Origin of the sequence: Rhizobium sp. NXC14, from assembly GCF_002117485.1 — a bacterium.
Taxonomy (GTDB): Bacteria; Pseudomonadota; Alphaproteobacteria; order Rhizobiales; family Rhizobiaceae; genus Rhizobium.
The window spans coordinates 380,086-396,216 of the sequence record NZ_CP021033.1 but is presented as its reverse complement, the minus strand read 5'-3'; the positions used below and the strand labels follow the sequence as shown (position 1 = coordinate 396,216).

The 16,131-nt window shown below is 59.7% G+C and carries 12 protein-coding genes; 8 read left to right on the top strand and 4 right to left on the bottom strand.

Features of this window, described 5'->3' with window-relative positions:
• Together NXC14_RS29895 and NXC14_RS29890 are read right to left on the bottom strand one after the other, a co-directional pair.
• Entirely contained in the window at window positions 1-642 is a 642-nt protein-coding gene (locus NXC14_RS29895) for a response regulator (protein WP_085781636.1), read from the bottom strand.
• Window positions 639-4,277, bottom strand: coding sequence for a PAS domain-containing protein (locus NXC14_RS29890; RefSeq protein WP_085781635.1), 3,639 nt, complete (start codon window positions 4,275-4,277; stop codon window positions 639-641). The genes NXC14_RS29895 and NXC14_RS29890 overlap by 4 nt, the downstream gene beginning before the upstream one ends.
• A gap of 491 nt (window positions 4,278-4,768) precedes the next feature.
• Between NXC14_RS29890 and NXC14_RS29885 the strand changes: the two genes are divergently transcribed.
• Both NXC14_RS29885 and NXC14_RS29880 read left to right on the top strand, forming a co-directional pair.
• Window positions 4,769-5,002, top strand: a complete 234-nt coding sequence (locus NXC14_RS29885) for an AbrB/MazE/SpoVT family DNA-binding domain-containing protein (RefSeq protein ID WP_064693019.1) — start codon at window positions 4,769-4,771, stop codon at window positions 5,000-5,002.
• Entirely contained in the window at window positions 4,999-5,403 is a 405-nt protein-coding gene (locus tag NXC14_RS29880; RefSeq protein WP_085781634.1) for a type II toxin-antitoxin system VapC family toxin, read from the top strand. The genes NXC14_RS29885 and NXC14_RS29880 overlap by 4 nt, the downstream gene beginning before the upstream one ends.
• 199 nt (window positions 5,404-5,602) lie before the next feature.
• Here NXC14_RS29880 and NXC14_RS29875 read toward each other — a convergent pair whose 3' ends face one another.
• Window positions 5,603-6,706, bottom strand: a complete 1,104-nt coding sequence (locus tag NXC14_RS29875) for a LacI family DNA-binding transcriptional regulator (RefSeq protein ID WP_085781633.1) — start codon at window positions 6,704-6,706, stop codon at window positions 5,603-5,605.
• A gap of 324 nt (window positions 6,707-7,030) precedes the next feature.
• Here NXC14_RS29875 and NXC14_RS29870 point away from each other — a divergent pair, with 324 nt between their 5' ends.
• The 6 genes from NXC14_RS29870 (at window position 7,031) to repC (ending at window position 14,845) form a co-directional block, all read left to right on the top strand.
• On the top strand, window positions 7,031-7,993 hold the full coding sequence (locus tag NXC14_RS29870; protein ID WP_085781632.1) for a sugar-binding protein: 963 nt from the start codon (window positions 7,031-7,033) through the stop codon (window positions 7,991-7,993).
• A gap of 73 nt (window positions 7,994-8,066) precedes the next feature.
• On the top strand, window positions 8,067-9,608 hold the full coding sequence (locus NXC14_RS29865; protein WP_085781631.1) for a sugar ABC transporter ATP-binding protein: 1,542 nt from the start codon (window positions 8,067-8,069) through the stop codon (window positions 9,606-9,608).
• A 38-nt stretch (window positions 9,609-9,646) separates the two neighbouring features.
• Window positions 9,647-10,672, top strand: a complete 1,026-nt coding sequence (locus NXC14_RS29860) for an ABC transporter permease (protein WP_085781630.1) — start codon at window positions 9,647-9,649, stop codon at window positions 10,670-10,672.
• A 517-nt stretch (window positions 10,673-11,189) separates the two neighbouring features.
• Window positions 11,190-12,383, top strand: coding sequence for a plasmid partitioning protein RepA (gene repA / locus NXC14_RS29855; RefSeq protein WP_085781629.1), 1,194 nt, complete (start codon window positions 11,190-11,192; stop codon window positions 12,381-12,383).
• A gap of 1 nt (window position 12,384) precedes the next feature.
• A complete protein-coding gene (gene repB, locus NXC14_RS29850; protein ID WP_085781628.1) occupies window positions 12,385-13,386 on the top strand; it encodes a plasmid partitioning protein RepB in 1,002 nt (333 codons plus the stop codon).
• A gap of 154 nt (window positions 13,387-13,540) precedes the next feature.
• The gene (gene repC / locus NXC14_RS29845; protein ID WP_085781627.1) at window positions 13,541-14,845 is read left to right on the top strand and encodes a plasmid replication protein RepC; all 1,305 of its coding nucleotides are present in this window, start codon (window positions 13,541-13,543) and stop codon (window positions 14,843-14,845) included.
• 44 nt (window positions 14,846-14,889) lie between these two features.
• Here the strand turns inward: repC and NXC14_RS29840 are convergent, their stop codons facing one another.
• On the bottom strand, window positions 14,890-15,903 hold the full coding sequence (locus tag NXC14_RS29840) for a substrate-binding domain-containing protein (protein ID WP_085781626.1): 1,014 nt from the start codon (window positions 15,901-15,903) through the stop codon (window positions 14,890-14,892).
• Window positions 15,904-16,131: the final 228 nt, after the last annotated feature.

The window sequence follows — 16,131 nt, the reverse complement described above, 5'->3', positions numbered from 1 at the left end:
TCAATTCCCTCCCACCCGGCGCGAGTGGGTTATCGGTATTTCCAGTTTCTCCGCGATGCGCACGAGGTCGGCGAGCGATGCCGCCGCCATCTTCTGCATCACGTTTCTTCTGTGGATCTGCAGCGTGACTTCGCTGATCCCCAGTTCTGCCGCCGCCTGCTTGTTGAGAAGGCCGCTGACGACGAGCGGCAACACCTCGCGTTCACGCGGTGTCAGGTCGAGATAGTGTTGCCTCAGCATGCCGAGTTCGGCGCGCTCGGTCCTCTTTTCCCGATCCTCGGCAATCGCTGCCTGGATTGCTGTCATCAGGTGCTCGTCGCTGAACGGCTTCGTCAGGAAATCCACTGCGCCGCGCTTGATGGCGCGCACGGAGGAGGGGATATCGCCATGTCCGGTGATGAAAACGATCGGCGGATGATCGCCGTCGGCTATCTGCCTCTGCAGGTCGAGGCCGTTGATATCGGGAAGTTCGATATCGAGGATGAGGCAGGCGGGAACATCCGGCTTGTCCGCTTTCACATAGTTGCAGGCCGACTCGAAGGCGATGGCGCGTATGCCATGCGAGTCCAGCAGCTCGCCGAGCGCCTCGCGAATGCGTTCATCGTCATCGACGATGAAGACAATATGGTCGTCCGCCGTCATGACGCCACCTGTGTTTCAATGGGCAATGTGAAGATCAACGTTGCCCCGCGCGGATTGTTCTGCTCCGCCCACAACCGTCCGCCATGCAGTTCGACAATCGAGCGGCAGATCGCCAGGCCCATGCCCATGCCGTCTTCCTTGGTCGTGAAGAACGGCTCGAACATTTTTTCGGGAAACTCAATCCCCTGGCCATGATCGCTGACTTCCGTCTGTACGGCATTGCCGATGTGACGCACGCGCACCTCGATCACCCTGTCGCCGGCAATGGCCTCCATTGCCTCCATGCCATTACGGATGAGATTGATTAGAACCTGTTGGATCTGGGTGCGATCGACGGAGATCGGCGGGAGGTTGCCGTCGATCTGCAAAACCATGCGGGCGTGACGGCGCGCCATCTCGTCAGCCATGAGGTTGCGCCCTTCGTTGACGATGTCTGGCATCGTCGTATGAACCCTCCTGTCTGCGGATTGTTTGAACAGGGCGCGGATGCGGCTGACGACATCCGCGGCCGAGTTGGCGTCCCGAATGATGCGCTCGATTGTCCTTTGGGCACGCTCCATGTTCGGCGGTTCGGCCATGAGCCAGCGTTGGCAGGCGTGTGAGTTTGCCACGACGGCAGCGAGCGGCTGGTTCACCTCGTGGGCGATGGAGGCCGAAAGCTCGGCAAGGCTCGCGACCTGGCTCGCTCGCGCGAGACCCTCTCGCGCCTGACGCAGATCTTCCTCCGCCCGAACCTCGCCGTCGATATCGAGGCAGATGACATTCCATTGGACGATGGCGCCTTCGGCATTGCGCATCGGCGCAGCGCGCGTCTCGACCCAGCGATATTCGCCATCGAACCGCCGCAGGCGATGCCTGCGCGCATAGGGCTCACCGGTGCGCAATGAATGGGCGTAGTTCTCCTTGACCCCTGCCACGTCGTCGGGATGGACGCCGGCATCGAGCGTGCCGTCCAGCCGGCTTTTTCCCGTTCCATCAAGCGCTTCGAGCCTGTATCCGAGGAAGTCGCGCAGCTGAGGATTGCGATAGACCGGCTCCCCATCCGGCGCCGCGCAATCGATCATTGCCGGCAGCGTTTCAACGATCTGCCAAAGCGAACGCTCTCTCTCGCGCAACTCTTGCTCGATGCGCAATTGATCGTCGATGTCATGCGTCAGGCCATACCACTGAATGATCTGCCCGCTCTCGTCCCTGAGCGGCTCGGCGCTGCCTCTGACCCAGCGATAGACGCCGTCAGCGCGCCGCAGGCGATATTGCTTCGAGAAACGCTCGCCGGTGGCGAAGGAATGCTTCAGCGCCTCGGAAAGGCTCTCCGCATCGTCGGGATGGATGGCGGCTTCTATTATGGCGGACAGCCGGTTCATGCCGGGCTTTTCTGGGTTTGCAATGTCCGGGCCGAGAAAATTGATCAGCCGCTTATTGAAGAAAGTTGGCTCGCCATCCGCATTCAAGCGCCAGAGAAGGCTCGGGACGATGTCGACGAGCTGCGACAGCTCCCGTTCCCGCTCGCGCAGTGCCTGTTGCGCTCGCACCTCGTCATCGATATCGACCGCAGCGGCATACCATTGCACGATAGTTCCATTTTGATCCCGCAACGGCTCTGCGCGCCCCTCCATCCACCGATACGCACCGTCGGCGTGGCGTCGGCGATACTTTATCGTATAGGGCTCGCCGGTCGCGAGCGCACGACCGAGCACCTCGCGCATGCGAGGTCCATCGTCGGGATGCACGGTTGCTCCGATGAGCACCGCCAAACGGCTGAGATCGGGTTTGTCCCAGGCTGCGACATCATCCATCCCGATGGATTGCAGGGTGCGCCTGCTGAAGAAGGTTGGCTCGCCATTCGGCGCCATGCGGGCAATGTGAACCGGAACCATGTCGACGAGCTGTGACAGTTCGCGCTCGCGGTCACGTAGTGCCTCGAGCGCACGCACTTCTTCGTCGACATCGAGGGAAACGCCGTACCATTGCACGACCTTGCCGTCGTCGTCCCGCCGCGGCTCCACCCTGCATTCCGCCCAGCGATAGACGCCGTCCTTTTCAAGCCAGCGAAACCGCATCGCGGTGCCGCTGCCGCTTTCGAAGCATTTGCGCAGCGTGCGCTGAACGTCGGGCGCCTCATCGGGATGGATCAGTTGCTGCAGCAACTCGTCGATGCGGGGTTCGCCGTCGGCGTCGAAATCGGCGATGACGGCGCGGAAGTGATCCTGATAGCGTTTGTTGAAGTAGATTGATCCGCCCGCCGGCTCCACGCTCCAGATGCGGACAGGAACGGCGTCGATCATCTGCTGCAACTGCTGTTCGCTCCGGCGCAGCGTCTCTTCGGCATGGACTTGATCGTCGATATCGTGACAAAGCCCGTACCACTGAACGATGCTTCCCGCCTGATCGCGCATCGGCTCGGCGCGACTCGACATCCAGCGATAGACGCCGTCGGCGCGGCGCAGCCGATACCGCATGGCGAAATTCTCGCCCGTGACGAGGCAATGGCTGAGCGACTCTCTCAACGCCGCGGTGTCATCGGGATGAATGATGGCTTGAAGGACTGCTTCCAGCCGGCTCATATCCGGCTTGTCGGCATCGGCCACGTCAAGGCCGAGGAAATCAACCATGCGCTTGTTGAAGAAGGTCGGCTCGCCCGCGGGCGTCAGACGCCAGACGTGGCTCGGAACCATGTCCACCAGTTGCGATAGCTCGCTCTCCCGTTCGCGCAATGCGTCAACGCTTTGTCGCAACGAAAGCGACGCCAGTTGATGCTGGCGGGATATGGCCGCGACGATGAGCGCCGAAAGCGCCGAGATGGCCAGAAAAAGCTGCAGCATGATCTGCTTGTGCTTCTGGGACTCCGGATCGCCCGCGAATTGACCGGCGCCGGTTATCGTGAAGACCGCCGTAATCAGTGCCAGCAGAACGAGCGATATTGCCGCGCCCTTGAACTCGAAGCGGACCGCCGCCCACAGAAGAGGCGGCATGATGATATAGGCGAACGGAAGGTAGCCGCTCAGGGAAAGCGCGGCGATGGCGAGAAAGATGAGGCCGAGAACGCAAGCCTCCATCCATTGCGTGGTCGACAGCTGCAGTCTGCCCCGCCAGCTGTGGAGCACGACGAGCGCCAGCGGCGCCACGATGAGAACGCCGGTCGCATCGCCGATCCACCAGAGAGGCCATGCCGTCGCAAAGGATTGCGAGAGGATGCTAAACCACGCCAGCGTTGCGCTTCCGATGGTCGCGCTGACGATCGGAGCAATCCCGGCGCCGAGCGCGACGAAAGCGAGCACTTCCTGCAGGCTTTCCAGCCGCACCGGCCGCTGCAGCGTGCGGTTCACGAGCCAGGCTCCCACCACCGCTTCCAGAGCGTTGCCGATATAGATCAGGAATGCGGCGAGCGGTGGACTGTGAAACCACAGGACATTGCTGAACATCTCCGCCAGGCAGCCGCCCAGAACCCACCAGGGCCAGCTGTATCCGGAACTGAGAATGAGCGTTGCGATGAAAAGCCCGCTCGCCGGCCAGATGGAAATGCCGGTTCCAGGCACGATCGCCAGAGCTTGGGCGAAGCCGCAGGCGAGCACATAGGCGAGGAAGAAAAGCCCGAGACGCGGGAATGGCGGGCGGTGCAACCAGACCCTCTCCATCAACCGCTCCGGCCGGACAGGCAAAGCCTGGGGATCGTCAGTGTTTCCTACAGCAGTTGTTTTCCATTTCGGGGCCGGCGCGCTCATATTGAAACCGTAATCTTGCCGCACCACAACCGCAACTCATGGAAATCCATGCATTGCGCGGGAATGGAGCCGATTTTTCGGACCCCGGCGTAGTCTTTGGTGTTTCCGATGAGGCATCCTAAACTTTGGGCTGGCTTCACTATGCCTTGCGTCTCGGACGTTCGACCTCAGGCATGATGGGATGCGCTCGGCGGTCAGGTCATTCTCCGTCGGCGCAAGCACGAGGATGACGCAAAGAGGAGGCCGCCACGACGACGGAGCCGACGCCAATGGCGTCAGCGGCCGTCGACGACCCAGAAGCTCTCCGAGTGGCTCTACCGATCGATGGAGGCTTAGCGGCCATCTTGAATTCTGCCGAATGAAGTAATACCTTCTTCTTGGAGAGTATTACAAAGGCGCTCGCTATGACCACCACCGTTACTGCGAAAGGGCAGGTGACCATTCCGAAGCCTGTACGGGACATGCTCGGCATCGTTCCTGGCAGCCAGGTCGATTTTCATCGTGCTGCCGACGGCAGTGTGGTTCTGACGCGCGCCGACAAGAAGCGGCCGGCGAGCCGCTTTGAGAAACTGCGCGGCCATGCCGGCAAGGGCCTCGATACCGACGCTATCATGGCTTTAACGCGCGGCGAAACGTGACCCTTGTTGATACCAATGTGCTCCTAGACCTCGTAACCGACGACCCGGAATGGTCGGACTGGTCTATTGCGCAGCTGGAAGCCGCGAGTATCGAGGGCCCCCTCCTCATTAACGATGTAGTCTATGCCGAACTTGCGGTTCGATACGACAGGATCGAGGCGCTGGAGGCCTTTGTTGAACAGGCCGTCCTCGAGATGACGCCGATGCCGAGATCCGCTTTGTTTCTCGCCGGCAAGGTTTTCACGCAATATCGCAAAGCAGGCGGTACGCGTACCGGCGTGCTTGCCGATTTCTTCATCGGCGCTCATGCCGCCGTGCAGCAGCTGCCGCTCCTGACGCGAGATGGCGGCCGCTATCGCAGCTATTTCCCCTCGTTGAAATTGATAGCGCCCAGTTCGTGAGGCGAAGACCTGCGTGACGGCAGATTTCAACAAATCTCCTGCAGCGGCGGCTCAAGCTTTTGCGACGGCTCCAACACTGTCGGCCGGTTTGGTCTTCGCACCAAAGGATGAAGCCTATTGAATAACTAGAGAATGATGCAGACCCAGACGCGGGATCATGCTCCATCCGTGCAGTGCTGCGCCGGCTCGACCCTCCAGTCTATCGCGGCCCATGCGCGCCATCGAAGATATGCCGGGCCTTGGTCCTCGGCGCAGCGACGGAATGACGATTGACCAAAGAGCATTCCAGCTTCGTAATTGGATAGCGCTTGCCACGCATGGTCTGCAGGTTGAGATGTTCAATTGCCCACTGACCCATGGCGAGGTGGGGAAGGACCGAAGTGGTCAGTGCCGGTACGAGGTGTCGCGAAATTTCTTCGTCGTCATAACCGACGACCGACATGTCCTGGGGTATGCGCAGCCCGGCATCTTTAAGCGCTTCGTAGCATCCCACGGCAGTGCGGTCGTTCTGGCAGAAGATCGCGGTCGGCGGTTCTTTCAACGCAAGCAATTTCATCGTAGCGGCATAGCCGGCACCGGCCGACCAGTCGCCTTCAATGACTAATTCCGGATCGAAGGGTATATCCGCGGTCGCAAGCGCACGGCGGTATCCCGTCAGCCGGTCTTGCGCAGCCTGCATCCAAATCTCGCCGGTGATCGTTCCGATGCGATGGTGGCCGTGCGTGATCAGATGCCGGGTGGAGCTCTGGCCTCCGGCGATTTCACTTGGCACTACGGCTGGAAAGGCATGATCCGCCGTGTAGCAGTTCAACAATACCGTCGGGATGTTGAGTTCACAGACATAAGAGGGGAGTTGGACCTCTCTGGTATAGATTGTCATATATATGAGTGCGGATATGCCCCCGTTCGTCAGGGCCCTGATTGCTTTTGGCTCCATGACGGGATCACCCAGCGTCTGGGTAACCAACAACACGTTGCCCGTGTTCCAAGAGGCTTGGCGGGCGCCCTCAATCGCCACAATTGCTTCCGGGCTGGTAGCGAGCTGATCCACGGCGAAACCGACCACGTTGTCCAGGCCCGAATAAGAGGCCTTCATGGTATAGCTTGTCCCCATGTAGCCTAGGGCGCGCGCCGCCTCCAATACGCGGTCGCGAGTCTGCTGTGAGATGCGGGTGCCGGGCGTGTCGTTGAGCACGAAGGAAACAGCCGCCTGTGAGCAGCCGGCCGCCGCGGCTATGTCCATCATCGTCACGCGGGCCGGCTTTTCTATTGCAGGCTTCTTTGGGGTCCTGGGCTTACGCATTCGCGGGAACGCTCTCCGATTCTGAGTGTAACAGGCATTTTTTTGATAATAAATATTAGCACTTGTCCGAAAGTGATGGCAATCACGTTAGGGGTTGAAATTCTTGGTCGTCATTGGCGGAAAACTTCATTCGAACCCTTCCCGGATGAAATGTTTTGATGCGCATTGATAATACTATTTACTAATTAAGATTCTTGTATACCGTCAGGGGGCGATCGGAAACAATGCCTAGTCGCTCTGCGACGGCCCTAGGAGGGGGCGCGCATTTGGCCGGCCGTATATCGCAAACGGGCCTGCGCGACCGCGGCCCTCGGGAGGTATGCCATGAAACAGCTGAAATGGAATGCAGCCTTGTTCCTTGCCGGGCTGATAGTGAGCGCGGCGCCACTTGCAGCATCTTATGCCGCCGATAAGCCGACCCTTGCTTTCGTTGTCAACGGAGCGTCTGACTTCTGGAAAGCCGCGGAAGCAGGCGTGAAGAAAGCCCAGGCCGAATTGCCTGACTACCAACTGGAGCTCAAGTACCCTGAACAGGCATCGGTAGCCATCCAGCAGCGCCTGATGGAAGACCTTGTCAGTGCTGGCGTCAAGGGGATCATGGTTTCCGCAGTCGACCCCAAGACCCAGACCGAGGGCTTGAACAAGATCGGCTCACAAACAGCTCTCTTCACGACCGACAGCGACGCGCCGCAGACCAACCGCGTCGCTTATATCGGCTCATCCAATATCGACGCAGGTCTGCAGGCAGCCGAAATCGCGAAGAAGGCAATGCCGGATGGCGGCAAGTGCATCGGTTTTGTCGGGCTCCTCGGCGCCGATAACGCCAAGGAACGCATTCAGGGTATGAAGGACGGACTTAAGGGCACGAAGATCGAGCTGACAGATGTGCGCGGCGACGATATCGACCAGACACGCGCAAAAAAGAATGTCGAGGATGCTCTGGTGGCCAGCCCGGACGTGACCTGCATGGTCGGCTTCTACTCTTATAACACGCCACGCATCTATGAGGCGCTGCGCGACGCCGGAAAGCTTGGTCAGATCACTGTCGTCGGCTTTGACGACGATCCGATCACGCTCGGAGGCGTCAAAGAAGGCACGGTCGCGGCAACCGTCGTGCAGCAGCCATTCGAATGGGCTTATCAGGGGATGAAGCTGATGGCCGCCTACCTCAAGGGCGACAAGTCCGGTATTCCCAGCAACGGCTTGATCATCATTCCGACAGTGATCATCGGCAAGGATGACGTCGATAAATATGCCGCTAACCTGAAGGCCATGGCTGGAAAGTAATTCCCTCTCGCGGCGGGGGTACTCCCCGCCGCGAAATGTTTCTTGCCGCAGCACCCGCAGTCATGGACAGGCAATGAATCATAGCTCAGACATCCCGTCACCGGACGCGCCTGCAACGCCGTTCCTTTCGCTTTCCGGCGTTGGCAAGACTTTTCCAGGCGTCGTGGCGCTTGACGGGTTGTCGCTCGACATCGTGCCGGGAGAGGTCATCGGCTTGGTCGGCGAGAACGGGGCCGGAAAATCGACGCTGATGAATATTCTTGGCGGCGTGATCGCTCCGGATCGGGGCACGATCCTGCTCGATGGCGCAGAGCTTCGCCACCTCACCGTGGAGACGAGCATCGCATCCGGCATCGCTTTTGTGCATCAAGAACTCAACCTTTTTGACAATCTCGACGTCGCCGCCAATATCTTCCTGGGCCGTGAGCCGTTGAAAGCGGGACCTTTCAAGTTTGTCGATCGCGCTCGGCTTCGCGAGATGGTGACCCCGCTCTTGAAGCGTGTAGGGGCACATTTTTCCGCCGATACACCCGTTGCGGCGCTTTCCCTCGCCGAACAGCAGATGGTGGAAATCGCCAAGGCACTGTCGATCAAGGCCAGGCTTGTCATCTTCGACGAACCCACGTCCAGCCTGCCCCTGGCCGAAACCGAGCGGCTCCTGAACATCATCAAATCGCTGAAAGCGGATGGTATCAGTGTGATCTTCATCTCGCACCGTCTCCACGAGGTTGAGCGCGTAGCGGACCGGGTAGTCGTATTGCGCGATGGCACGCTCGTCGGTACGCTCGCCAAGAAGGACATTGGCCATGATCAGATGGTCAAGCTGATGATCGGCCGGTTGCTCGCGGCCCGGACGGCAAAACCGCAGCGTTCGCCAGGCCCGGTCGCATTGAAGGTAAATGGTGTGCGCACCGAGGCCTATCCCAGCCGCCCCGTTGACCTGGAAATCAGGTACGGAGAAATCCTGGGGCTTGCAGGCCTCGTCGGATCTGGCCGCACCGAGCTTGCAAGGGTACTCTTCGGCATCGACCGGAGTTACGGGGGAGCCATTCTGCAGGACGGACGCCAAATTGCGATCGGTTCTGCTCGGGACGCTGTCGCCCGCGGCATCTTTCTGGTGCCGGAGGATCGCAAGCGCAATGGCATTCTTCTTGATCTTCCGATCGCCCAGAACATCACCCTTGCCGATCTTCCCAGGATTTCAAGTCGCTTCATGGTCTCCGCTGAACGGGAGATCGAGGCCGCTGAAAAGCAGCGTGTTCGTCTCGGTATCAAAGCGCCCTCCGTTTCGACGCGAACCGGCACTCTGTCCGGTGGCAACCAGCAGAAGGTGGTTCTGGCTAAATGGTTGTCGATGAGTCCGAGGGTAATGATCTTCGATGAGCCGACACGCGGCATCGATATCGGCGCGAAGAATGAAATCTACGGCCTGATGCGAGCGCTTGCCGATGCCGGTGTCGCGATCCTGATGATCTCCAGCGACATGGAAGAGGTGATTGGCGTTTCTGACCGCATCGCCGTCATGCACGAGGGCCAGATCGCCGGCATTCTCGAAGAGGACGAATTCAGTCAGGAAAGCGTCCTTTTGCTTGCTGTCGGCAAAAGCGTAAAATAGCGGCTGCGGCCATTATGGGTATCGGGGATGGGTCTCGAATGATCAAGAAAGATCTTGGACTGCTGCTTTTGATCATCGTTGTCGGCGTCGTCGTCGCCATCATCAACCCGCGCTTCTTGCTGCCGATCAACCTTGCGAACACCGCCAACCTGATCGGCCTGTTCGGGATCCTGTCGATGGGGCAAGCTTTTGTCATTATTACGGGCGGTATCGAGCTTTCGGTGGGCTCGCTCGTAGCGCTTCTGGGCGTACTGTTCGTCGATTTCATTGCCGTTCAAGATATGCCCTGGACGTTGGCGTTACCGCTCATTCTCTTGCTCGGCGCAGTCATAGGCGCCGTCCACGGTTGGCTCATCACCCGGCTCAACTTGCAGCCCTTCGTCGTCACCCTCTGCGGTCTCCTGATCTATCGCGGGGCGGCGCGCTTCTATACGGCCGACGGAACGGCGGGATTTGCCTTCGGTCAGAATTTTCCGCAGCTTGAGTTTCTGACCGCGGGGCGGTTCTATGGCATTCCGAGCACCTTCATTGCCATGGTCGTCATTGCCGTAGCCATGTGGCTGGTGCTTCATCGCTCTGTCTTCGGACGTTATCTTTACGCGATTGGAAAGAACGAAGAGGCTGCTCGCTATTCAGGTATCCGGACCGACCGTTTGATGATGACGGCCTATGTCATCTGCGGACTGCTTACGGCGCTTTCGGCGATCTATTTCGCCATGTATACGCGCTCGATCTCGCCGGCGAGCCATGGCCAGTTCTACGAGCTTTACGCGATTGCCGCCGCCGTGCTCGGCGGCTTTTCACTCCGTGGCGGTGAGGGATCGATCGTCGGGGTCGTGCTGGGTACCGTCCTACTGCAGGAGTTGCAAAACCTTGTGAACCTGCTCGGCATTCCCTCGTCGCTGAACTTCGCCGTCATGGGTGGTGTGATTCTCATCGGCGTCCTGATCGACCAACAATGGCATTCGATCCGCGCAAAGCGACGCCTCGTCTCCGCCGCACGGCAGACTGAATCCCGTCTTCCAAACGAAGGAAGCCTGCCGGTGGTTGCTAACCGGGACTAAGAAGCAGCCAAGCGGATTGTCGGCTGCTCATCAAGGACATAGTGTCATGACCATCGGTATACCGCCGAAAGGTGGCGTTGGCCGACGCTATTTGGACGAAAGCGATCGCCCATCGCCGCGGTGAAATTGCCGGTTTGCCGTACGAACAGCAAGACGGAAAGCCCACGCATTCTCGAACCGCACGACGCTTTGATGTGTCGTGCTGATCAACGGCAACAAAACCTGAAGGATGAACGGCTACGGTTACCTTGAGCCTGTCTGTGCCGCGGGAGCGTGCCGCAAAAACGCAATGAATTCCAGATCATAACGAGAATGGAGGCCTTGCCCGTCGGCATCGCGGGCGGTGCCAATCACCGCCGTCCAATCCGCCAAACCTCAAGGTTTCGGAGCCCGTTTTACTGGCTCTGATGGGTGTTTTGGTTAAGCGTTTGTAATCCAGCCACGAATCGCGGCATATAGTAACTGCGCAACTGAGGCGCTTTCGTTCAAAATTGCGCAGATATTTGGGAAAACCAATATGCAGCCGAGGCTCGCTCTCCAAGACGATCAAGAGCATCTCCCGTCACTTCTGGCAACAGATGCGCAGGAGTTGTCCTATCAACTTCAGCAGCATCAGGCGAAAATCTTTCCCCCTTTGTCGCAGAAGACGATCAGGACATTTTCTCCGGCGGAGGCTGCGGCCTTCATCGGCATCGGCGAAGGTTATCTCCGGCAGGTGGCCGCTGATGGCCATGGTCCGGATCCGCTGGCAAACGGTCGACGGCTCTATAGCGCAACCGACATGGACCGGATCCGCCGGGTCCTCGACGAGCGGAACGGCACGCCGAAATATGTGCCGGCCCGCAGGCCGGGCGAAAAGCTCCAGATCGTCTCCGTGATGAATTTCAAGGGCGGCTCGGGCAAGACCACGACCGCGGCCCACTTCGCGCAATTCATGGCGCTCCGGGGCTACCGCGTCCTTGCCGTTGACCTCGACCCGCAGGCGTCCCTGTCTGCTTTGTTCGGCCATCAGCCGGAATTCGACGTCGGTGTGGGCGAAACGATCTACGGCGCGATCCGCTATGACGATCCGCGCCCGATCGCCGACATCGTGCGCGCCACCTATACGCCGAACCTGCATCTCATTCCCGGCAATCTCGAATTGATGGAATTCGAGCACGAGACACCGAAGGCCATGACGTCGGGTAGGGCCGAGACGATGTTCTTTGCCCGCATCGGCGAGGTGCTGACCGATATTGAGAGCCTTTACGACATCGTCGTCGTCGACTGCCCGCCGCAGCTCGGCTTCCTGACAATGTCGGCGCTCTGCGCCGCGACCTCGGTGCTGATCACGGTTCATCCGCAAATGCTCGACGTCATGTCGATGTCGCAGTTCCTGACGATGACCAGTGAACTCATGTCTGTCGTCGAGAAGGCCGGCGGGCGCACCAGCTATGACTGGATGCGCTATCTTGTGACGCGGTTCGAACCGAATGACGGGCCGCAAAGCCAGATGACCGGCTTCATGCGGGCGATCTTCGGCAATCGCATGCTCCACAACGCGATGGTGAAATCGACGGCCGTTTCCGATGCAGGCGTCACCAAGCAGACACTCTACGAAGTCGAGCGCTCGCAATTCACACGCGGAACCTATGATCGGGCGCTGGAGTCGCTGAACCTCGTGAATGGTGAGATCGAAGCGCATATTCGCTCCACCTGGGGAAGGAGATAGGATGGCGCGCAAGAACCTGATCGAATTTTCCGCACCGAGTCCGGCAAGGGCGGAAGCGGTCGCGCCGCGCGAAAATCGTCCGATTGCCGGCTTCGTGCCGCAGGAGCGCAGTGGCGGGCCGGTCGGCGGCATTACCAAGACACTCGGCAACATCACCGAGAAGATGGAGCGCGCCAGCGAGCTGGAGCGGCAGCTTGCCGCGGGCCAGATGATCGTCGAGCTCGATCCCGGCCTGATCGACGCGTCTTTCGTCAGCGATCGCCTGGCGATCGATGCTGGCGAGCTCGCCGAGCTGGTCGAACAGATCCGGGAGCATGGGCAGCAGGTCCCGATCCTCGTGCGTCCGCATCCGGAAGCCAAAGGCCGCTATCAGGTCGCCTATGGCCATCGCCGCCTGGCAGCCACGAGAGAGATCGGCATCAGAGTCCGCGCGGTCGTCCGTGACCTGACCGACGGCCAGCTGGTCGTCAGCCAAGGCCAGGAAAACAGCGCCCGCACCAATCTCTCGTATATCGAGCGCGCGCTCTTCGCGTCGCGGCTCGAGGAACGCGGCTTTGCCCGCGACGTCATCATGGCGGCGCTGAGCGTCGACAAGGCGGCGCTGTCGAGGATGCTGATCGTGATACGGCAGGTGCCGTTGGCGCTCATCAACGCCATAGGTGCTGCGCCTGATATTGGCCGGCGGCGATGGCTGGAACTCGGCGAGCAGCTCGAAAATGCCGATGTCGAGAAGATCATCGCGGAGTTGTCCGCGGACGACGCGCGGAAGATGACGAGCGACGAGCGGTTTCACCGGGCATTCGTTCTGGCAAAGAAAAAGGCCGCGGCATCGAAGCCGGCAGTCGTCAAATCCGAGGTCAGCGGCGTGCCGGTGACCGTTAAAAAAACAGCATCCGGCGCAACCTTTGTCTTCGACGGCAAGACTGCGCCCGGTTTCGACCAATTTGTCCAGGAACGGCTACAGGTTCTGTTCCAGGAGTTCAAAAAGCACAGAGGAGCGTAGCGCGCAAAAGAAAAAGGCCCCCAACGACGCCGTCGTGGAAGCCCTTCTCAGATCTTAAGCACATCGAGAATCGCATTTCCACGAATCACAGTCAAGCGTCTTAGGCACCAAAGTGGTGGACTGTTTTCTTTTGCCTGAACGAAGGTGAAGGCAAATGGAGAGTGGATATGTGACGACGCCCTTTGGGCGGCGGCCGATGTCGCTTGGCATGCTGGCAAGCCAGCAACTGGCCGAGAGCATCGAGCCCGGGATAAGACGTAGCAAGTGGAAACTGTTCAGGGCGATTTGCGAGGCGCGGCCGGCGCTTGGTGTGACCGATCGGGCGCTGACGGTGCTCGATGCGCTGCTCACCTTCTATCCCGGTGACGAGATTTCCGAGGAGAAGGGCCTGATCGTCTTTCCCTCGAATGCGCAGCTTTCGCTTCGCGCCCGGGGTATGACGCCGGCGACGCTGCGGCGACATCTTGCCGTGCTGGTCGAGGCTGGCCTGATCCTGCGCAAGGACAGCCCGAACGGAAAGCGCTATGCGCGTCGCGACAGGGAAGGGGAGATCGGTGAGGCGTTCGGCTTCAGCGTCGCGCCACTGCTGGCGCGCGCGGTCGAAATCGAAAACCTGGCCGCCGAGGTGGTTGCCGATCGAGAACTCATCCGGGCGACCAGGGAGCGCCTCACCGTGTGCCGGCGGGATATCTCGAAGCTGATCGCAGCAGCGATCGAGGAAGGTGTGCCTGGCGACTGGGAGCAGATGTCGCTGATGTTTCACGGTCTCGTACGCAGGATTCCACGCGTCGCGGGGGCCGAGGAATTGGCTTTACTGCTCGACGAGATGGGGCCGCTGCGCGACGAAGCCGTCAACCTGCTGGAAAGACATATAAAATTACAAAAATTAGACGCCAATGAGTCTCAAACTGAGCGCCACAAACAGAATTCAAACCCCAACTCCACTTCTGAACTTGAACCAAGCTTCGACACGAAGCAGGGCGCGAAGCCGGCGACCGATAACGACCCGGTCGCCGGACCGCAGGACGAGCGAAGATTGAAACATCCGGCATCGGCCAGCGCAATGAGCGGCAGGAAATCCGGCGCGGCTGAATCGGCGGCGGGACAGACGCTGAAATCCTTCCCGTTAGGCCTCGTCCTCCAGGCCTGTCCGCAAATCCTCGATTATGGGCCGGGTGGAACGATCGGCAATTGGCGCGACCTGATGTCGGCGGCCGTGGTCGTCCGCTCGATGCTCGGCGTCAGCCCCTCGGCCTATGAGGAAGCCTGCGCCGGCATGGGGCCGGAAAACGCCGCGACGGTGATCGCCTGCATTCTGGAAAGGGGCGGGCACATCAATTCGCCCGGCGGTTATCTCCGCGATCTCACCCGTAGGACCGAGAGAGGCGAGTTTGCGATCGGTCCGATGCTGATGGCGCTGGTGCGGGCAAATGGTGGAGTGCGGCGCGATGCCGGCTGATGGACTTCGGCTGCAGCACAGTCGTGCATCGAGTGATTGCTCGGTCAGCGCGGCGGCGTGGTACTTTCCCGCAGGATCAATTCGACGGGCCACAATTCATGGATCTCGTCTGCGGGGCGGCCAGCGATGAGCTGTAGTGTCAGCTCGGCGCAGCGTGCGCCCGCGGCACGCATGGAAGATCGTGTAGTCGAAAGCGACGGGACCATATTCTCGGCCGTCAGATAGGGGAAGACGTCGTCATGGGCGATGACGGAAACGTCCTGTCCGACCGTCATCCCAAGCGAACGGACGGCACGGTAGACACCAAGCGCAGTCATGGTGGAACCGGCAACGATGGCGGTCGGGGCATTGGCGCTCTCCAGAAAAGAGCGGGCGTGGCGAAAGCCGCTCTCGTCGGAAAATTTATCGCAGACCATCAGGCTGGGATCTGCGGTGAGCCCACGCTCCTGATGCGCTATCCGAAAACCCTGTTCGCGATGGATTGAATAGGTTTTGCCACGCAGGCCATTGATCATGCCGATGCGCCGGTGCCCGAGATCGAGCAGGTGTTCGGTCACTCTGCGCACGGCATTTTCATTGTCGATATCGAGCCAGGCATGAACGTGCTCGGTCTCCGAGCGGCCGTGGACCAGAAAAGGCACGCCGAGGCTGTTCAGCATTTCGATCCGCGGATCTCTGGGGCGTGGCGAATGAATGATCACCGCGTCTACCCGGCGGCTTTCGACCAGGCGCCGGTACGCCTGGATCTCGTCTTCGTCATTATGCGCGGTAATAGGTGTGATGAGAATATCCGTATCGGTCGTTTCCAGGCGCTGCGCCATCCCCGACACGAATTCGGCAAAATGAATTTCTCCTGAACGCCCCATCATGACGCCGATCGCTCCGGCTCTTCCAGTCTTCAGGCGCACGGCATTGATATCGGGGCGATAGCCAAGCCGCATTGCTTCGCTCGCAACCCGGGCGCGCGTGGCTTCGCTCACCTCCGGATAGCCGCTAAGTGCGCGACTGACCGTGGTCGGAGAAAGCCCAAGCTGCTTTGCAAATTCACGAAGTTTCATCGATGTCTTCTTTGTCCGGGAAATCAATGGACGATGCGTTGATGATGCGCAACGGGCAAGTGCTGATTCAGTTCAAATTGAAAACGGTTTCAATTATGTGACGTTGAAATGTCGGCAGCGGATGCCGGATATACGCCCTTATCCGCGCAGCATGGCTATTATTATCATACAAATACAACCTCCAGAAGCCGGTTTTGGTGTCTTGACGTCATCAAAGCCTTCTGCGAT